Source organism: Streptococcus equi subsp. zooepidemicus, assembly GCF_015689395.1.
Classification (GTDB): domain Bacteria; phylum Bacillota; class Bacilli; order Lactobacillales; family Streptococcaceae; genus Streptococcus; species Streptococcus equi.
In genome coordinates, this window is record NZ_CP065054.1 from 1,095,749 (window position 1) to 1,115,307 (window position 19,559).

At 41.3% G+C, this 19,559-nt stretch carries 14 protein-coding genes; 9 read left to right on the forward strand and 5 right to left on the reverse strand.

All coding sequences use genetic code 11. The annotated features are described in order from the left end of the window. Nucleotides 1–465: 465 nt before the first annotated feature. The 4 genes from I2432_RS05245 to I2432_RS05260 all read right to left on the reverse strand — a co-directional run bounded on the left by I2432_RS05245 (nt 466) and on the right by I2432_RS05260 (nt 4,213). Nucleotides 466–2,181: a phospho-sugar mutase gene (locus I2432_RS05245; RefSeq protein ID WP_159334861.1), complete on the reverse strand. Its 1,716-nt coding sequence runs from the start codon at nt 2,179–2,181 to the stop codon at nt 466–468. 178 nt (nt 2,182–2,359) lie between these two features. After that, the gene (locus tag I2432_RS05250; RefSeq protein WP_196820070.1) at nt 2,360–2,932 is read right to left on the reverse strand and encodes an ECF transporter S component; all 573 of its coding nucleotides are present in this window, start codon (nt 2,930–2,932) and stop codon (nt 2,360–2,362) included. Nucleotides 2,933–2,988: 56 nt separating this feature from the next. After that, nucleotides 2,989–3,534 carry a phosphopantothenoylcysteine decarboxylase gene (coaC, locus tag I2432_RS05255; RefSeq protein ID WP_206158615.1) on the reverse strand — a complete coding sequence of 182 codons (546 nt, stop codon included), beginning with the start codon at nt 3,532–3,534 and terminating at the stop codon, nt 2,989–2,991. After that, complete coding sequence (locus I2432_RS05260) at nt 3,527–4,213, reverse strand: phosphopantothenate--cysteine ligase (RefSeq protein WP_282185038.1); 687 nt, start codon at nt 4,211–4,213, stop codon at nt 3,527–3,529. The genes coaC and I2432_RS05260 overlap by 8 nt, the downstream gene beginning before the upstream one ends. Before the next feature lie 203 nt (nt 4,214–4,416). On the opposite strand from I2432_RS05260, the gene I2432_RS05265 reads away from it, so the two are divergent. The 5 genes from I2432_RS05265 (at nt 4,417) to I2432_RS05285 (ending at nt 13,709) form a co-directional block, all read left to right on the forward strand. Continuing rightward, nucleotides 4,417–6,087 (forward strand): formate--tetrahydrofolate ligase, encoded by a 1,671-nt coding sequence (locus I2432_RS05265; protein WP_206158616.1) that lies wholly within the window; start codon nt 4,417–4,419, stop codon nt 6,085–6,087. A 312-nt stretch (nt 6,088–6,399) separates the two neighbouring features. Next, complete coding sequence (locus tag I2432_RS10425; RefSeq protein ID WP_206158617.1) at nt 6,400–9,756, forward strand: S8 family serine peptidase; 3,357 nt, start codon at nt 6,400–6,402, stop codon at nt 9,754–9,756. A gap of 213 nt (nt 9,757–9,969) precedes the next feature. Beyond that, nucleotides 9,970–11,547, forward strand: a complete 1,578-nt coding sequence (cls, locus tag I2432_RS05275) for a cardiolipin synthase (protein WP_206158618.1) — start codon at nt 9,970–9,972, stop codon at nt 11,545–11,547. Nucleotides 11,548–12,182: 635 nt separating this feature from the next. Beyond that, nucleotides 12,183–13,271, forward strand: a complete 1,089-nt coding sequence (locus I2432_RS05280; RefSeq protein WP_043030778.1) for an aspartate-semialdehyde dehydrogenase — start codon at nt 12,183–12,185, stop codon at nt 13,269–13,271. 99 nt (nt 13,272–13,370) lie between these two features. Then, nucleotides 13,371–13,709, forward strand: a complete 339-nt coding sequence (locus tag I2432_RS05285; RefSeq protein WP_012515578.1) for an ATP cone domain-containing protein — start codon at nt 13,371–13,373, stop codon at nt 13,707–13,709. A gap of 35 nt (nt 13,710–13,744) precedes the next feature. On the opposite strand, the gene I2432_RS05290 is transcribed toward I2432_RS05285, so the two are convergent. Then, the gene (locus I2432_RS05290) at nt 13,745–15,016 is read right to left on the reverse strand and encodes an aminotransferase-like domain-containing protein (protein ID WP_206158619.1); all 1,272 of its coding nucleotides are present in this window, start codon (nt 15,014–15,016) and stop codon (nt 13,745–13,747) included. 91 nt (nt 15,017–15,107) lie between these two features. Between I2432_RS05290 and I2432_RS05295 the strand changes: the two genes are divergently transcribed. The 4 genes from I2432_RS05295 (at nt 15,108) to I2432_RS05310 (ending at nt 19,433) form a co-directional block, all read left to right on the forward strand. Next, nucleotides 15,108–15,977 carry a pyridoxamine kinase gene (locus tag I2432_RS05295; RefSeq protein ID WP_206158620.1) on the forward strand — a complete coding sequence of 290 codons (870 nt, stop codon included), beginning with the start codon at nt 15,108–15,110 and terminating at the stop codon, nt 15,975–15,977. After that, nucleotides 15,955–16,515: an ECF transporter S component gene (locus tag I2432_RS05300; RefSeq protein ID WP_041790444.1), complete on the forward strand. Its 561-nt coding sequence runs from the start codon at nt 15,955–15,957 to the stop codon at nt 16,513–16,515. The genes I2432_RS05295 and I2432_RS05300 overlap by 23 nt, the downstream gene beginning before the upstream one ends. Nucleotides 16,516–17,186: 671 nt before the next feature. Beyond that, nucleotides 17,187–18,737, forward strand: a complete 1,551-nt coding sequence (locus I2432_RS05305) for an ABC-F family ATP-binding cassette domain-containing protein (protein WP_206158621.1) — start codon at nt 17,187–17,189, stop codon at nt 18,735–18,737. Between the two features lie 420 nt (nt 18,738–19,157). After that, nucleotides 19,158–19,433 carry a hypothetical protein gene (locus I2432_RS05310; RefSeq protein WP_249093412.1) on the forward strand — a complete coding sequence of 92 codons (276 nt, stop codon included), beginning with the start codon at nt 19,158–19,160 and terminating at the stop codon, nt 19,431–19,433. The last annotated feature ends 126 nt before the right edge of the window (nt 19,434–19,559 follow it).

Genomic DNA, 19,559 nt, shown 5'->3' on the forward strand with positions numbered 1-19,559 from the left:
TCGGAATCTTAGAAAACTGGACTTGTTCGCTTTTTAATGAATTAAATTAGGTCATAAAGTATATTAGTTAAGATTTTCTAAGATCAGACTCTTTTGTTCTTAGCAGATCCTTTAAAGGCATGCTATCAAGCTTTTTATCAAAAGAAGTGGCTTGACTTTGGTTTAGCAAGTGAAGTGCTGACAAAAGCTAGCTAAAACACTGAGTTGACAATGTAGAGAATGGCCCGTTTTGACAAGGTTAGAGTGCTTTTTGCTGTATGGTTTTTAATCCACGCACCTAAAAAGAAAGGACAGGACCTGTGCGAGCTTACTTGTGGTTAGTAGGTTTCAATCCATGCTTCCATAAAGAGAGCGATACAGCTACGAGAATAGGTCTTAGGGTAGCTTTACAGTTTGCTCACAGCTAATGGTGTAAAGCAAATAGACCACCCTGTAACGGGTGGTCATGGTTAGATATCAGCTCTTTTAAGAGACAAAGGCGTTGATTTCAGATTCAATATTGGCAATTTTTTCTTCGGCAAGCGCAAGGGTGTCACCAACAGTTGCGATATAAAATTTAATTTTTGGCTCTGTTCCTGATGGTCTTACAGCAAACCATGAATCATCAGCTAGGGTATATTTTAAGACATTGCTTGGAGGAGTGGTTAGCTGGGTTTGACCAGCTTTATGAGTTGCAGTCTGACTGAGGAAATCCTCTGTTAACACAATATCAGTGTGGTTAAACTGCGCAGGGGCATGCTTGCGGAATTTATCCATAATCTGTTTGATTTCAGCTGCGCCATCAACACCAGACAGCGTAACAGAAATAGTTTTTTCTGCAAAGTAGCCGTATTCCTTGTAAATGTCATCAATACCATCAGCAAGGGTTAGTCCACGAGAGCGGTAGTAGGCAGCAATCTCAGCCACCAATAGTACTGCTTGAATAGCGTCCTTATCACGTACGAATGGCTTAATGAGATAACCAAAGCTCTCCTCAAAGCCAAACATATAGGTGTAATTGTGCTTTTCTTCAAATTCTTGAATTTTTTCAGCAATGAATTTGAAGCCTGTCAAGACATTAAACATGGTTGCCCCGTAGCTCTCTGCAATTTTCGTCACTAACTCAGTAGAGACAATGGATTTGGCAAGAGCGGCATTGTTAGGCAGAGTTCCAGCCTGCTGATGTGCTTCTAAAATATACTTAGCAATTAAAGCACCAATTTGGTTGCCTGATAGGTTGCGATAGCTGCCATCTGCCTGCCGAATCTCAACCCCAAGACGGTCAGCATCTGGATCAGTAGCAACAAGAACATCAGCGTCAACCTGACGTCCAAGCTCCTCAGCAAGGGCAAAGGCCTCTTGACTTTCAGGATTAGGGGATTTGACAGTAGAAAAATCTGGATCTGGCTTCGCCTGCGCCTCGACCACCTGAACGGACTCAAAGCCTGCTTGTGCTAAGGCACGACGTGCTAGCATTTCACCTGTTCCATGAAGAGGAGTATAGACAATTTTCATGTCACGACCGTAATCATTGATGAGGTTCTGGTTGATATTGACCTTTTTGACCTCTTCTAAATAAGCAAGGTCAACAGCTTCACCAATTACCTCAATGAGTCCATTAGCTTTGGCTTCCTCTAAATTAGCAAGCCTAATGGCAAAGGGATTATCAATCGCACGAATGTAATCTGTTAGAGCGTCAGCGTCAGCTGGAGGCATTTGACCTCCGTCAGCCCCATAAACCTTATAGCCATTGAATGGAGCAGGGTTGTGACTGGCGGTAACCATGATACCGGCAAAAGTACCAAGGTGTCGTACAGCAAAGGAAAGTTCAGGTGTTGGCCGAAGGCTTTCAAAAACGTATGATTTAATGCCATGAGCTGCTAGCACCTGTGCAGATTCAAAGGCAAATTCTGGAGAAAAATGACGAGAATCATAGGCGATAGCGACACCTGCCTTCTTAGCAGCTTCTCCCTTTGACTCAACTAATGCTGCCAAGCCTTCAGTTGCTTGGCGAACAACAAAAACATTGATACGATTCGTTCCAGCGCCAATATAGCCACGCATACCAGCTGTTCCAAATTCAAGATTGGTGTAGAAGGCATCTTCCTTTGTTTTGTCGTCCATGCTAAGTAATTCATCTCTTAAATAGGCTGGAAGATCTGGAATATCAAGCCATTTTTGATAGTTTTCTGTGTAAGTCATAGTATTCTCCTTTATATTTTTAACCGCTTTCATTATATCATGTTGAAAAGGAAAAATCACTTATTTTCTGTAATAGCTTCCAATCATTTTTTCACATAAGGATCAATTTTCTTGCTTGTCACATATCATAAAAGCATGCTATCCTTATCAGACAGCATGCTTCATAGCGTGAGCCATATTATGATTTTTTAAGCTTGGATAAAGCTGGGATAAGAGTAATGGTAACGATAGCTGAAACAATCATTTCAGTAATAGCGTTGCCAGATACAATGGTAGTTAGAAACGTTTTAACATTGTCTCCAGAGGCTGTTGGGAAAAAGACAAATATTCCTGAGAGAACAAAAATGGTGTTTGTCAGCGAGCCAACAAGACCAGCTAGGACAAGCCCAAGCTCGTTTTTGATAAGCTTATAGCAATAATAAGGAGTGACCCCGATCAGGATACGAGGCAGCATAGCGATCATCAAGGAAGCCAGACTACCATTTGTGACAAATGGTGAGAAAAGATAGCTTGTTGGAAGTAAAACAAAGGTATTTGTGATCACACTGACAATCCCCATCAAGCCTCCTAAGATAGCTCCAGTGCGCGGACCATACATGATAGAAGCAACAATAACTGGAATATGGACGAGTGTTGGTTTAATTGGGACAGGCCAGATATAAAAAAACCAGCTACTAATGAAGTGAATAACCAGCATGACTGCAAAAAAGATGGCAATACGAGAGATTTCAGAAGATTTGTTATGATTCATTGCATTCTCCATTAAATTTTTATATTATAATACAGCAATTGCTAATCGGTGACCAGCTATCTTGCTAGCTGCTGACTAATTGCTGTAACCATATCATCAATATCTGCTAAGGCTCCAGGTCCTCTGTCGCCGCAGGCAAGGAGTGCTGTCTTAGGTGGTATTTCTCGAAAGCCAAGATCAGCTAAGCGTTTGATGTTTCCCTGAGTAATTGGGTTAAGGTACATGTTAGTATTCATAGCAGGAGCGATGAGTTTGGGTGTTGCCTCAGGCAGGGCTAGGGCGACACTGGTAACCATATTATCAGCAAAGCCATAGGCTAAATGAGCAATGGTATTGGCACTTGCAGGAGCAAGGACAAATAGATCTGTTGTTTTAGCTAGCTCAATATGATTGACAATTTTGACATCGTGCTCTGCCATGACATCTAGATGGACAGGATTTTTCGATAAGACCTGTAGGGTCAACGGAGTGATAAAGGCAGTAGCCGCTTGCGTCATCAACACAGTAACCTCATAGCTTTTTTTGGTTAATTGGCTGGTGAGATCAGCTGCCTTATAGGCAGAAATACTACCTGATACCGCAAGTGTTATTCGCTTAGTCATTGGCTATTATCCTTTCATAGATTAATTGTGCAAGCTCCTCTTTGGTGCTGGCAGAGCAGACTGTTTTGTCATTGACAAGAAAAGCCTTGTGCTGATTGGCCTTAATATCTGCTAGGTCATTGGCTACTATATAGTCTGCTTTGTTTTTATGCAGGCTATCTCGTGCCACTGAAATTAGCTCCTCAGCTGGAGCATTGACCAATAGCTTAAAGCCGACTAGCCTTATATTAGGATTCCATTCCTTAATATAGGATATGACTTTAGGTGTTTTTTTAAGAAAGAGCACCTGATAATCAGCTGCCGATGAGATTTTGGCTTCCTTATTGCTTGCTGTTAAAAAGGTCTGTAAATGATCAGCAGCTGCAACTGTATCAAAGTCTGTCATGTACACTGGGCTATAATCCGAAACAGCCATGCTGTGAATGAGAAGGTCATGCTTAGGAACCTCCTCTTTTAAGATAGCCATCAGCTGATCAACATTGGTCACCTCACGAATGGTCAAATGAGGCTGCTGTGCTGGTTTTACTGAAGTTTTTGTTGTCACTAGAGTAACGTCAAATCCCTTTGCTAGAAAGGTCTCAGCTATTATCTTTCCTAGCTGGCCAGTGGAATGATTGGTAATCCCTCTAACGGCGTCTATTGCTTCGGTTGTTCCGCCTGACGTGATTAATAATTTCATAGCCATATTTTATCAGAAAAAGCAAAAATAGTAAATAAAATCACTAATTAAAATTATTTTCACTGACAATGCTGATGCTATTAAGCTTTTTTTCTTTCAGAACCATTATAAAAACGAACATTTTTGTATACGAAATAAATCAATGTACGTTTAGGGTAGAGTGTGATATAATAACACTATCAAGTAAGAGTCAAGGAGTTTTCATGAAATTAGATATCGAAATTGCTCAAAGTGTCCCCTTAAAGCCGATTACAGAAATCGTTAAAAAGGTGGGGATTGATGCTGATGATTTGGAGCTTTACGGTAACTACAAAGCCAAATTATCCTTTGAAAAAATCAAATCAGTAGAGGACAATAAGCCTGGTAAGCTCATTTTAGTGACTGCTATTAATCCAACGCCAGCAGGTGAAGGCAAATCAACCATGTCTATTGGTTTGGCAGATGCCTTGACTAAGATCGGTAAAAAAACCATGCTGGCCTTGCGTGAGCCCTCTTTAGGACCGGTTATGGGGATCAAGGGTGGTGCTGCAGGTGGCGGCTACGCTCAGGTTCTTCCGATGGAAGATATTAACCTTCATTTTACCGGGGACATGCATGCTATTACCACAGCTCATAATGCTTTATCAGCCCTTATTGATAATCACCTTCAGCAGGGCAATGAGCTTGGTATTGACCCGCGTCGTATCATCTGGAAGCGTGTGCTTGATTTGAATGATCGTTCTCTTAGGCAGGTCATTGTTGGCTTGGGGAGTCCTGTCAATGGTGTGCCACGAGAAGATGGCTTTGATATTACAGTGGCCTCTGAAGTGATGGCTATCCTTTGCTTGGCGACTGATCTCAAGGACTTGAAGGCTCGTTTAGCTAATATTGTGATTGCCTATCGTTACGATAAATCACCTGTATATGTGCGTGATTTAAAGGTAGAAGGGGCATTAGCCTTGATTTTGAAGGACGCCATCAAGCCTAACCTTGTTCAAACAATCTATGGCACACCGGCCTTTGTACATGGAGGGCCATTTGCCAATATTGCGCATGGCTGTAATTCTGTTTTGGCGACATCAACAGCTTTGCGGTTGGCAGATTATACTGTTACAGAGGCAGGCTTTGGAGCGGATCTTGGAGCAGAAAAATTCCTTAACATCAAAACACCGAATCTACCTAAGGCTCCTGATGCAGTTGTTATTGTCGCAACACTTCGTGCCTTGAAGATGCATGGCGGTGTTGCTAAAGCAGATTTAACCTTTGAAAATGTTGCTGCGGTTCGGGCTGGCTTTGCTAATTTAAAGCGTCATGTTGAGAATATTCGTAAATTCAATATTCCGATTGTTGTAGCTATCAACGAATTTGTGACAGATACTAAAGCAGAAATTCAAGTCTTAAAAGAATTGTGTGCAGAAATAGCTGTTCCGGTTGAATTGGCAAGCGTGTGGGCCAAGGGGGCTGATGGCGGTATTGCTCTTGCCAACGCTGTTGTCAAGGCTATTACAGAGGAAAGCGCAGTCTATAAGCGTCTATATGCAGACAAGGATAGCTTAGAGGAGAAACTTAAGGCAATTGTGACTGAAATTTATGGTGGTAGGGCTGTGCAATTCGGACCTAAAGCTAAAAATCAGCTCAAGCAATTTGCCCAATTTGGCTGGGATCAATTACCTGTTTGCATGGCTAAAACCCAGTATAGCTTTTCAGACGATCCATCGCTCCTAGGCGCACCAGATCAGTTTGACATTACCATTCGTGAATTAGTGCCTAAGACCGGTGCTGGCTTTATCGTCGCCTTAACTGGAGATGTGATGACAATGCCAGGCTTGCCAAAGACTCCTGCGGCTATGAAAATGGACGTCACTGAAGACGGTACAGCGGTAGGATTGTTTTGATCAATTGGTCATAGCTAGAATCAGGATTGAAGAAAGCCTCAGAAAGGGGTTTCTTCAATCTTTTTTAATGTCTAAGGATAAGCTGATAACGACAGCTAATATTGTACTATTTTAATCGTTATTCACAATCTTTTTTTACCAGTAGAGGTGTCATATTGACAAACATTAATGCTTTAGTTCTGCTTTGGTGGGGATATTTTTTAATAATCTGACTTTTAATGTTAAATGATAAGATTAATTTTTCACAAATCTATTGTTAATAAAGAGATATTGTTATATTATTATAGTCAGGTACAAATGGAGGTTTTATTAGTGACTAAAAAATATCACTCAAAGAAAAGTTTATTATGCCAGTTAACACTGGCAACAACAAGTATTTTATTGCTTCACAGTCAGTCTGTATTTGCCGAGGAGCAGCAGGGCTCAGACGCTTCTGTATCACAAGCGAGTCCAGTTGTAGCTGTTGAAGCTATTGCTACAGGTGACAATTCTCAAGCAGCAGCAAGCAGCCAGGCGGCTTCAGAAACAGAGGCTAAAACAGAAAAAGAAATATCAGCCTTTGCAGAAGGCCCAGAGAGTATAGCACCGACCAATTTATCACTGAATGACTCGGTCAACGCTAAAGCCTTACAAGAGCAAACACAAAAGGGAAGCGGAGCGGTTATTGCTGTTATTGATGTTTCCTTTGATCCTGAGCATGACGCCTTTAAGCTTGATTCAGACTTAAAAAATAGCGATACTATTCCTGCTAAAGAGGTATTTCTTGCTAAAAAGCAGGATCAGCACATCACATACGGTAAGTGGTACAACGAAAAAATTATTTTTGCCTACGATTACACCAAGCAATCAGATGATATTGGCGGCTTGACCGCTGATAATGGTCATGGTAACCATACTGCCGCTATAGCAGCAGGTAATGGGAAAACACCAGCAGGAAATGGCCTTCGTGTTGAGGGGATTGCACCAAATGCTTCTCTTATGCTGATGAAGGTAACTGGTGCCCCAGAAAGGGATCAATTTGCAAAATCCTATGCTAAGGCGATCACAGACGCGGTTAATCTAGGAGCTACAGTGATTAGCATGAGCTTTGGAAAAACAGCGGATTCCTTATCAACGGTTCATGAGGACGTTAAAAAGGCTATAGCCTATGCTCAAGAAAAGGGTGTTTTGTTGGTTGCTGGAGCTGGTAATGAGAGTGCAGTTGGTATGGGAACTCGAGAGCCTCTAGCAGCAAATCCTGATTTTGGTACCCTTAATAGTCCAGCTATTTTTGAAGAGGTTATCAGTGTTGCGGCTTCCAATCCTGTTTACGCTATTAGCCAGTCTGTCAATACTAAGACCGCAGACGGTAGTCAAAAACTAGCTATCTTTATGTCAGAGGGCGACTCATTTGATGCTGATCAGGATTACTTTGTGGCTGATGCCAAATTCGGTGAAGCCTCTCACTTTACTGGTCTTGATATTAAAGGCAAGGTTGCTTTGATTGAACGTGGCGGCTCACTTAGCTTTTATCAAAAGATTGAAAATGCTGTTAAAGCTGGTGCTAGCGGTGTGATTATCTACAATAACAATGCGCTTGAAGGAAGCTTTACGATTGAAAAGGCCTCTATTCCAAAGGAAGCTCACATTCCTGTTGGCTTTATGAGCTACAAGGACGCTCAAGCTCTTAAAAAAGGTCAAAGCTTTACCTTTAATAAGGCCTATGAGAAAATGTCTAGCAATGCTGGTGGCCGCGTTATCAGCCAATCCAGCTGGGGTGTGACAGCAGAAGGTCGTATCAAGCCAGATATTTCAGCACCTGGTGTCAATGTCTACTCTGCAATTCATGGTAACCAATATGATTACAAGACTGGTACAAGCATGTCAACACCTATGGTGTCAGGGCTTGTGGCCATGCTACATAAAGCTTACAAAGAGAAATTCCCAGAGCTTTCTGATAAGGAGCTTTCTCAGCTTGTTAGAGCTGTGTTGATGAGCTCAGCAAGAACACTTTATAGCACAGAAAACAAGGCTTATATTTCTCCACGCCAGCAGGGTGCTGGTGAGGTAGATGGTCAAAAGGCACTAGCAGCCAGCTATTACCTTACTGATCAGAAGCAAAACCCTAAAATCAATCTGGGGAACATTACAGATGAATTTGTCATTAATCTAAATGTTAATGCCCTATCGAAAAATCAAGGGCCTAAAAAGCTTTATTTCCAAGTCAACCTAATCACTGATCAAACTAAAGATGGTCACTTCACCTTGCAGCCAAAAGCATTAAAGGATTCAGAGTGGCAGGAAATTAATATCACCGAGGACCAGCAGCATATTCAAGTTTCTGTTGACGCTAAGGCTTACGCTGCTGAATTGTTAAAAGCAATGCCCAATGGCTACTTCCTTGAAGGCTTTGTCCGTTTCACAGACAATTTAGACACTAAGGAAGAATTGATGAGTATTCCATTTAGTGGCTTTAGGGGTGATTTTGCTAACTTGCCAGCCTTAGATACTCCTATTTATGAGACGCTTGAGCATGGTGCCTTTTATCAAAAGCTTGAGCAAGATCCTGAAACAGGTAAATACATATTACCAGAGAAATTCAGCAAGCTAACTGCTTTGATTGGTCAGGTCAGCCCATACTTCTTGTCTCAGGATACAAAAAATGGTACAGTCAACGAGCTAGGTCCTGAAGCAGAACGGTATATCATTTTAGGAACACAGGAATCAGCTGATCAAAAGGATTTGATAGCAAAAGAGGCAAATAGAACCTTCTTAATTTCCCCAAATGATGATGGCAATAAGGACTTTATTCTCTTCCAAGGGGTATTCCTAAGAAGCGTTAAGGACATTAAGGCTCAGGTGCTTGATCATCAGGGTCAGGTCGTTTGGGAAAGTGATGTTGCTACAGCACAGAAATACTATCAAGCGAGTGCTGTGTTACCGTATCGCTTTGAGCATACAAAATGGAGTGGAAAAGACGCCAATGATCAGCCTGTAGCAGATGGTAGCTATACCTATCGCGTTTGGTATACTCCTGTAGCAGATGGTGCTGAGGCTCAAAAGCAAGACTTTAAGGTTCAAGTGAAAACAAGCCTACCAGAGCTACCAAAATCAGCTTCCTATGACGAATCTACCAGAACACTTAAGATCGACACTGCTAAATTCTCAGCCTACCGTATTCAGGTTGGCCATATTGTCGAGATTGGAGAAGGAGAGGAAGCAGATATTGTGATCAATTACTTCCAATTGGCTGAGGACGGCACAGTTATCATTCCAAAAACAGTGACCTCCGAGCTATCAGGTGAAGAGGTTGAGGTTGATATGGCAGCACTAAAAGTAATCGTCGAAGATGAATTTGGCAACTTTAACGCGATTGCTCTTGCGGACCTTTTAAAACAAAAGGAACCAGAGATTAAAGACGACAAGCAGCCTGAGCCTGAGACACCAATGCCAGAGCAGCCAAAGGGCAATGACTCATCTAAGGAGCAGCAGTCACCTAAGGGTAATAATTCAGGTTCTAAGCAGCCGTTAGTCATGAAGCAAGATAGTGCAGTAAAACCGATGACCTCATCGCCTAGCTATGAGCTTCCTAAAACCTCAGAGAAACAAGGCTCATCATTATTAGCAGGCTTAGGTATGCTACTAGCTAGCCTATCTCTAGGCTTATTTAAAAAGAAATCAGATAATTAATCTCATCACCTGATGAGACTTGGATTGAAGGGGAATCATATCTCCTTCAATCTTTTTTAGTTTTTGAGGCAATAGGTCTTATGAGGATTACAGGCTGTAAAGGAAGTATTGAGGTCTTTTTTAATGCTTGCACTAATTGCTGAAACTTTTAGCAGCGACTTAAATCATGGCCTCCAGTTTTATGATATAATAAGAAAAAATAAAGCTGGAGGGTTGACTATCAAAAAGAATAAAAAAGTAAGATACCTGCTCCATAAAGGGAAAAAAGGATTGCTGAGGGGGATTTTTAGCAGAACAACCATTATTGCTGCTTTGATCGTTCTGCAAATCTTCTTTTTATGCCAGTCCTATGCTTGGATGGAGCAGTATCGTGTTTTAATTGCTATTATTGAGCGTATTTTTTCAATTTCAATTGTCTTGTACCTGGTGAATAGTGATATGGACGCTATTTCAAGGGTGACATGGCTGATTCTTATTATGATAGCCCCTTTACTAGGCTCTTTATTTCTTATTTACACTAAATTAGATTGGGGTTATCGTGACCTAAAGCAGCGAATTAACCATTTAGTTGACTTGTCTTCTCCTTACTTGAGAGATGATGACGCTATTTTACAGGCGTTGAAGGGGCATACCTCAACGACCTATCACCTCGTTCAGTATTTAGAGCGCAGTCGTGGGAACTTTCCCATTTATCGCAAGACTCAAGCTACCTACTTTCCCATCGGAGAAGCCTTTTTTGAAGGTTTAAAAACTCAGCTTTTATTGGCTAAGTCCTATATTTTTCTAGAATTTTTTATCATTGCAGAGGGGCAGATGTGGGGAGAAATTTTAGGAATTTTAGAAAAGAAGGTGCAAGAGGGAGTAGAGGTTCGCGTTCTTTTTGATGGCATGACAGAGCTGTCGACCTTATCAGCGGATTATGCTGCCAGACTTGAACGCATTGGTATCAAAGCAAAGTCTTTTTTGCCGATCTCGCCTTTTATTTCAACCTACTACAATTATCGGGATCATCGTAAAATTGTGGTGATTGATGGAGAGGTGGCCTTTACAGGCGGTATTAACCTAGCTGATGAGTACATTAATGAAGTCAAACGCTTTGGGCATTGGAAGGACGCAGGTCTTATGCTAAAGGGTGAGGCTGTTGATAGCTTTTTGATCATGTTTTTACAAATGTGGTCAATTACCGAAAAAAGGCTGATCGTGGAGCCTTATCTGTCCCAGCATACAGAGGAGGTCGCCTCAGATGGCTATGTCATTCCTTATGCAGACTCACCACTTGATACCGACAAAATTGGCAGAAACGTCTATATTGATATCTTAAATCACGCTAAGGAATATGTTTATATCATGACTCCGTACCTGATTTTGGATGGCGAAACAGAGCATGCTCTCAGATTTGCAGCAGAGCGAGGGGTGGATATTCGGATTATTATGCCAGGTAAGCCTGACAAGGCTGTTCCTTATGCCCTTGCTAAAACCTACTATAAAGGCTTGATCACCTCAGGAGTTAAAATCTACGAATATAGTCCGGGATTTGTGCATTCTAAGGTCTTTATTTCAGATGATTCTAAGGCAGTCGTTGGAACCATTAATCTGGATTATCGCAGCCTCTATCATCATTTTGAATGCGCCACCTACCTTTATCGTTCCTCTGTTATTGCAGACATTGTTCAGGATTTCAAAGAAACCCAGGCAAGCTCTAAGCTAGTCACAGAAAGTCAGCTAAGGCAAAGACCTTGGTATCAAAAGCTCGTTGGTTTATTGGTTAAAACAATAGCTCCCCTCTTGTAAAGAGATGATATGTTTGCTATAATAGACCTATGCGATGAGTCGATTGTGGTTTTTAAATCACAGTTGTGCTGGGGAGGTCATTAAGGCAGGAGCCGACTTTGATAATTTGTGTGAACCTTTTTATCACATTCGTGATACGAATGCCCCTGAGAGCTGAGAGTTTTTCTCAGCTTTTTTTGTTGTGATGTTTAGTTCATCTCACTGTGTTAGATGTGACTCTCATCATATCCATAGCATAACTGCCACTCCTAAGGGGGTATGTTATCATGGAACAATAGCACTGATGTGAAAAACTTATCTATTGACTGTCATATCATAGGCTTCTAGCTACGACAAACGCATGAAGAAAAAATTTCCAAGATATTTCTGAAATGCGAAAACTTGTTCTGAAAAATAGGAAAGCCATAGCGATAGTTGCAGAAAAGAAATTTTTCAAGAAAAGTTTATAGAGGGAGAATATAACAATTCAGGAAACACTCTGTCAAAATACCCTAAAATGGCTATTTTGCTATTTTCACAACTTTTTCAATAAATGATTTTCTTCATGCGTTTGTTCTGGCTTCTAGCTTGCTTTTCTTTTGTGATGAAATAGGCTATAATAGGTCCATTATCATCAGTTAAAGTGAGGTAGACCTATGGGATATACAGTAGCAGTGGTTGGAGCGACAGGCGCTGTCGGTCAGCAAATGATTAAGATGCTGGAGGAGTCAAGACTGCCTATTTCAGCTATTAAATTATTAGCGTCTGCACGTTCAGCAGGAAAAATCCTCTCATTTAAGGGAGAGGATTTTGTTGTTGAGGAGCTAACAAAAGCAGCCTTCCAAGGCATTGATCTAGCCCTTTTTTCAGCAGGAGGCAATGTTTCTGCAAAATATGCCCCTTATGCTGTTGCGGCAGGTGCTGTTGTGGTTGACAATACCTCTTATTTTCGTCAGCACCCAGCTGTTCCACTTGTTGTTCCTGAGGTAAATGCTCACGCTCTTGATACACATCAAGGCCTTGTTGCTTGCCCTAATTGCTCTACGATTCAAATGATGATAGCGCTGGAGCCTATTCGTCAAAGGTGGGGTCTTGAGCGTATTATTGTTTCCACCTATCAGGCTGTTTCAGGTGCTGGTCAATCAGCGATTCGTGAGACCCTAGCTCAGTATGACCAGGTTATTAACCAGGGCTTGTCTCCTAAGGAGGTGGAGGCAAGTGTTTTACCGTCAGCTGGTGACAAGAGACATTATCCAATTGCTTTTAATGCTTTACCACAGATTGATCGTTTCACTGAAAATGACTACACCTATGAAGAGATGAAAATGACAAATGAAACGAAAAAAATCATGGAGGACGATACGATTAAGGTGTCTGCGACCTGTGTTCGTATACCCGTTTTATCAGCCCATTCAGAATCTATTTATATTGAGACCAAGGCAGTAGCTACTATCGAAGCTGTTAAGGAGGCGATTGCACAATTTCCGGGTGCTGTTTTAGAGGACGATACCGGAGTGCAGCGATACCCGCAGGCCGTTAATGCTGTTGGCAGTTGTGCGACCTTTGTAGGAAGGCTTCGTAAGGATTTAGATGTTGAAAAGGGCATTCACATGTGGGTGGTATCTGACAATTTGCTCAAGGGCGCAGCCTGGAATTCTGTTCAGATTGCAGAGACCCTGCACGAGCGTGGGCTTGTCCAACCAGCACAGGACAATTTATTTGATTCTAGTGTCTCTTTTGACTGATCATTCCTAAGAGGCATAGGAGCCTAATAGCTTGACAAATGATGAAAACATTTGCATAATGAATGTAAGCAATGAAACTAAATGAAAAGAGGCGCTCTTATGCAAATTATTAAGCGTGACGGTCAGCTGGCAGACTTTGATCCGGATAAGATTTATCAGGCTTTGATCAAGGCAGCAAGAACAGTTTATGTGATTGATGACAGCTGGAGACAGCATCTAGCTCAAGTAACTAAAAAGGTTGTTATTGATCTAGAGGAGGTGCAGGCGGAGCGTCCGACGATTAATATGATTCAATCACTTGTTGAAAATCGTCTGATTGACGCAGGCTACATGACTATTGCAGAGCATTATATTGCTTACCGCCTCCAAAGAGATTTGGAGAGAAATGGCTACGGCGATAGCATTAGTGTTCATTTACGATTCGAGCAAATCAAATAGCTATTGACATTTTTATGACACTGAGACCCAATGAGCTATTCTTGGGTCTTTTCATGTGTCACTGAAAACAAGTCAAGCAGCTTAGATGGCATGTCAGGGCTGATTGTTAGAATCAGATACCTTGCTTTTCTTGTTGAGATGATTTGGGCATGGTGTGTTTTAAGAAGCTTTTTGCGATTGAATGCTTTATCTAATTGAATAATCAGTGCTTGAGGAGTGAGCTGATAAGCTAGGTTAGGAAGGTGTTTTTGTAGAAAATCTAGTAAGTTATGCGCTCTATTGTTGAAAAAATGCCTCATTTGCTTTAGGTTTTTTTGAAACATACCATTTGCTAAATATAATGCTAGTGCCTTTTGCATGATCAGGTTGGTATCAAGGTCAATCATTGACTTTTGTAACAAAAAGCCTTCCTTGAGATCATCAGGTAAAAGCAGGGCTCCAATGCGCAGAGCAGGAAAGACGCTCATTGAAAATGATTTCAGATAGATGACCCGGTGTTGAGTGTCGTAGTAGTGTAGCGGAAGCTCACTATGCGATGCAAAGTCCCCTAGATAATCGTCCTCTACGATGTAAACCTGATACTGCTCTGCCAGCCGAATAATGCTTTCCTTTTCTTTTTTGCTGTAGGATAGGCCAAGAGGGTTTGAAAATCGTGAAATAGTATAGAAAAAAGCGATCTGTCCGGTTTTAAAGATGCTTTCAAGCTGATGAAGATTGATACCGTTGAAATCGCGTTCAATGGTTTGGTAGGGTAAGCCTAAGGAAGTCGCTAGCTGCTCCATTCGGTGATAGGTCGGTGTCTCAAGGAGAATGTGATGGCGGCCATTGGGAAACCTCATTTGAGCTAAAATGTAAAGGGCCTGTTGTGTACCCGAGGTAATTAGCAGCTGATTTTTGTTAGCGTAAATCCCATTATCAGCCAAATAAGGTAGCAAAGCCTCTCGCAGCTCCTCAAGTCCCTCAGCCTTATGATAGTAATTAAATAAATCAGAATCTTTACCGTCTAGGGCTTCATTTAGGCAGAGCCGAAAATCCTCATAGGCCAACTGATTATAATCCTCAAGGCTTAGCTCAAAAGAATGCTGCTTTTCTTCAATTTTACCAAGCACATAATAGCCACTTTTTGGAATAGCATAAATGAGGCGCTTGTATTGTAAGGCTAAAAGTGCTCTTTGCACTGTATCCTTGCTGCAGTGATACTGTTGACTTAATTGTCTAATAGAAGGGAGTTTCTCTCCCTTTTTGAATTGGTTTGATTGCATGGCTTGCTCTAGGTCTGCAATGATTTGTTGATATTTACTTGTCATAAGTGTCCCCATACAGATGAAATCTATCCTTATTGTATCTCATCAGGGATTTTCTTACAATAGTTAAAAAAGAGATGAAGGAGCTTATTGGTTGTTAAAACGTGTTATTGTTGCAAATGATATTGTCGGAGTTGGCAAGGTTGCTCTGTCCGCTAGTATTCCCATTATGGCGGCTTGCCAGATTGAACAGGCCGTTCTTCCAACCTGTTTGTTATCAAGCCACACCGCAATTGCTAAGACGCCTTATATTCAGAGCACGTCAGAGGGGGTGAAGCCATTTTTGACAGCTTGGTCTCAAGCGGGTCTTGTCTTTGATGGCTTTTTTTCCGGTTATTTGTACCGTCCTGATGATGCTTTGATCATTCTTGATTACATCAAAAAGCATCAGCTTCCCTTTGTGCTAGATCCTATCATGGCTGACAAGGGAAGCATGTATGCGCAGCTAACCCCGCAGCATTTATCGGCAATGAGATTGCTCGCTCAAGCTGCACGGCTGATATTGCCAAATGTGACGGAAGCTTGTTTGTTAGCTGATATTCCCTATTTGGGAGAGACCTATAGCAGAGAGGATTTGGAGAGGCTATTGTTTAAGCTAGCTACACTAGGACCTAGAGATATTGTCCTTACTGGCATATCCTTTGATGATCAGCACATCGGCTTTGCTTATTATCAAAAGGCATCAGGGACGGTTAGCTATCATTTTGGAAAACGATACCCTTATCACTTTTATGGTACGGGTGATCTTGTCTCTGCTATTGTTAGCGCTGGGTATTTTCACAGGCTTGCTATTGATGAGTTGTTGGATATGGTTATTAGCTTCTTAGACAAGTCGTTAGCGGCTACTGTTGCGCTAAATCGAGAGCTTTCACTTGGAATTGCCTACGAAGCAGAATTGGGCAGCTTGGGAGCCGCGTTTAGAAGATTATTGGAGGAAAAAGATGACATCAAAACGATTGACTGATCAGATCGAGCTTAGCCTATTTGCTGCTCTTATTTTTATATCGGTTGAACTGCTGCGTATTCCAGTTGGAACCCAATTTATTCATCTAGGGAATGCCTTAGTGGTGGTGGCTGTTTTATTGTATGGTGCTAGAAGGGCAGCTTTGGTGGCAGCCATTGGTCTAGGACTGTTTGATATGATTAATGGCTATGCGGCTGTGGTCTGGATAACAGTGCTTGAAGCCTTAGTGGTTTGTTACCTGCTTCATGTGATTTATGAGAAACTTCTGAAATCAGTTGATAAACCGATGATTATTGTAGCAATTGGCTTGTTAGCAGCAGCAGCAAAATTAGTCATGAATCTTGTGAAATATAGCTTGATTGCTTATTTTGGCGCCCAGCTGCCCTTGTCTGTTGCTTTGTGGGCAGCACTTGGCAAAATTGGTGGCAGTCTTGGTACTGCCCTTGTGACCGTTATTGCTGTGCCTCTCTTATACCCTGTTTTTAAGCAATTAAGGCAGGCAGTAAAAAAGCAAGAAGCGAGTAATAGGCTTGGTTGAGCTAACCTTGCTAGCAGTATCATCATTTTTGTTATCTAAGCCTATTAATAACTAATGATTTGACAAACTATTTTTAGTTATTTTTAATGAAATAACGGTATTTCCTTGTATTAGAAATCATTTTCCTTTATAATGAATGATAAGGTTAGCTGATACAGGAGAGTGTTTTTTGTCCTTAAGTTCGATCTGAAAACCTGAAAAAGACGAGGCTGAAACAAAAGGCTACCTCAATATAAGACAAATGAACAGGTCTAGTTTTCTGAGATTCCAAAAGCTAGACCTGTTCGCTTTTTAATGAATTAGACTGGGCAATAAAGCATGTCAATTAAAAATGGCTAAAGCGCAGCTCTTGTTGTCTCAGACTCTCCATGTCTTTGTTGTGAGCGGCTTTCCACGACAAACGAGCGAAACAGTTCTTTCCGAATGATAGTAGGGATTAAAGCAGGCACTTTTAAGGTTTTTCCTATAGTAAAGTTTCTAAAATAATAAGACATATTCTTAAAATAGCTGAACATTAAAATGCAAAAAACCTTCTGTTCTTGCTAAAAATCTTTCATGCGTATGACGTAGGCTTTTTCAGCCTTCATTGACAAAAGGCTGCATTTTTGCCATAATTGAGAGAGTGTAAGCCGTTTTAACGGCTTTTTTGATGACAATAAAGGAAAGTAATCATGAGCATATTAGAAGTTAAGCAGTTAAGTCATGGATTTGGTGATCGTGCCATTTTTGAAGATGTTTCCTTTCGTCTTTTAAAGGGCGAGCATATTGGATTAGTAGGAGCAAATGGAGAAGGCAAGTCCACCTTTATGAGTATTGTTACTGGTCACTTGCAGCCTGATGCTGGTAAGATTGAATGGTCAAAGTATGTTACAGCAGGCTATTTGGATCAGCATACCGTTTTAGAACCTGGTCAAACTGTGCGTGATGTTCTTAGGACAGCCTTTGATGAGCTATTCAAAACAGAGGAGCGTATCAATGCCATTTACATGTCTATGGCAGAGGAGACAGCTGATGTCGACGCCTTAATGGAGGAGGTCGGAGAGCTACAGGACCGTCTTGAAAGCAGGGACTTTTATACCCTAGATGCTAAGATTGATGAGGTTGCGCGTGCCTTAGGAGTTATGGATTTTGGGATGGAAACAGAAGTGACCTCCTTATCTGGAGGGCAAAGAACCAAGATTCTGCTGGCCAAGCTGTTACTGGAGAAGCCAGATATTTTGCTGCTGGACGAGCCGACCAATTATCTTGATGCTGAGCATATTGAGTGGTTAAAGCGCTATTTACAGCATTATGACAATGCCTTTGTGCTCATTTCACATGATATTCCTTTTTTAAATGATGTCATTAATATTGTTTATCATGTTGATAATCGGAATTTGGTTAGGTATTCTGGAAATTACGATCAGTTTAAGGAAGTCTATGAGATGAAAAAGGCTCAGCTAGAGGCAGCCTATGAGCGTCAGCAAAAAGAGATTGCAGAGCTACAGGATTTTGTCAATCGTAATAAGGCCAGAGTAGCTACCCGCAATATGGCTATGTCCCGTCAAAAGAAGCTTGATAAAATGGAAATCATTGAGCTTCAGGCAGAAAAACCAAAGCCAAGCTTTGAGTTTAAGGAAGCAAGAACACCAAGCCGCTTTATTTTCCAAACAAGGGAGCTTGTCATCGGCTATGACAGACCCTTAACAAAAGATTCCTTGAACTTAACATTTGAGCGTCATCAAAAAGTTGCAATTATCGGTGCTAATGGTATTGGTAAGTCAACCCTCCTAAAGAGCCTGCTTGGCATTATTCAGCCACTGTCAGGAGAGGTGGAAACAGGAGATTTCGTGGAGCTTGGTTATTTTGAGCAAGAAACTGCAGGTGTTAAGCGTCAGACCCCACTAGAAGCAGTGTGGGACGCTTTTCCTGCTTTAAATCAAGCAGAGGTTCGAGCAGCCTTAGCCCGTTGTGGTCTAACCTCTAAGCATATTGAAAGTCAGATTCAGGTGCTCTCTGGTGGTGAGCAAGCCAAGGTTCGTTTTTGTCTCTTAATGAATCGTGAGCACAATGTTTTAATCCTAGATGAGCCAACCAATCATTTAGATGTAGATGCCAAGGAGGAGCTAAAGCGCGCCTTGCAAGCCTATAAAGGCTCTATTTTGATGGTTTGCCATGAGCCGGAGTTTTATGAGGGCTGGGTAACTGATATTTGGGATTTCAATCAATTAACGTCATCATAGCAGATGTTCAAGGTCTTTATCTTGGACATTTTTGCTACCTAAAGCAAAATCATTGACGATAGACCTGTATTTTAGTAAAATGACAATATAATAAATAAAAAGTGTTGTCACTTTGGATTTGATGATAGCTGAGCTTATAGCCTGGCGATAGGTATTATCGTAACTAAGCTAGTGCTTAGCTGTATCTAAACTAATCTGACACACTGATAGTTCTTAGCTTGCGCTGCCTAATCAGGCAGCCTCTGACACTGCGCAATAAAAGTCCATTGCATGGTGCAAATGATAAAAAGGAAATAGCACAATGGTGAAAAAACGACGAAAAATCAAGTATATGGATCTTTTACAATTGGTGCTTTTAGTAGTACCAGCTGTAAAATTAGCTAAAAAAATGATTAAGGAAGGTCATAGAAAGTAGGTTTGATGATGAAAAAAAGCTATGGAATCGGCTTAGGATTACTTCTGGGTTCAGCAGCGATTGCTGTTACGCATTTAAGTCTATCCTCAGCCAAAAAGAAAGAGCTCTTAAAGGAAAGCTCTGAAACTATTGAGGATTTGAATCGTTATATCCAAGAAAAGGGTGGACAGCTTGTTGAAACGGCCTCTGATAAGGTAGAAGCCTCTAAGGTTGCTGCTAATGCCTGTGGTCATTCAGCAGCTAAAGCTATTAAAGAAACCTTAGAAGCAATAAAGCCATAAGAGCGTCAAGCTAAATCGCCTGATAATCCTCTATAATATGCGACCAGTCTTATCGCTATAGCTGGTGTCAGTCAATAGGGCTGCACTTACGATGAGACATAGAGACAGCTAAGGTTCTCTAGGATC

Coding starts and splice junctions, on each gene's coding strand:
- I2432_RS05260 (WP_282185038.1), bottom strand. CDS start 4,213: ATGAAATTATTAATCACGTCAGGCGGAACAACCGAAGCAATAGACGCC.
- coaC (WP_206158615.1), bottom strand. CDS start 3,534: ATGACTAAGCGAATAACACTTGCGGTATCAGGTAGTATTTCTGCCTAT.
- I2432_RS05310 (WP_249093412.1), top strand. CDS start 19,158: ATGATGAAAAAAAGCTATGGAATCGGCTTAGGATTACTTCTGGGTTCA.
- I2432_RS05305 (WP_206158621.1), top strand. CDS start 17,187: ATGAGCATATTAGAAGTTAAGCAGTTAAGTCATGGATTTGGTGATCGT.
- I2432_RS05250 (WP_196820070.1), bottom strand. CDS start 2,932: ATGAATCATAACAAATCTTCTGAAATCTCTCGTATTGCCATCTTTTTT.
- I2432_RS05265 (WP_206158616.1), top strand. CDS start 4,417: ATGAAATTAGATATCGAAATTGCTCAAAGTGTCCCCTTAAAGCCGATT.
- I2432_RS05290 (WP_206158619.1), bottom strand. CDS start 15,016: ATGACAAGTAAATATCAACAAATCATTGCAGACCTAGAGCAAGCCATG.
- I2432_RS05245 (WP_159334861.1), bottom strand. CDS start 2,181: ATGACTTACACAGAAAACTATCAAAAATGGCTTGATATTCCAGATCTT.
- I2432_RS05300 (WP_041790444.1), top strand. CDS start 15,955: ATGACATCAAAACGATTGACTGATCAGATCGAGCTTAGCCTATTTGCT.
- I2432_RS05285 (WP_012515578.1), top strand. CDS start 13,371: ATGCAAATTATTAAGCGTGACGGTCAGCTGGCAGACTTTGATCCGGAT.
- I2432_RS05280 (WP_043030778.1), top strand. CDS start 12,183: ATGGGATATACAGTAGCAGTGGTTGGAGCGACAGGCGCTGTCGGTCAG.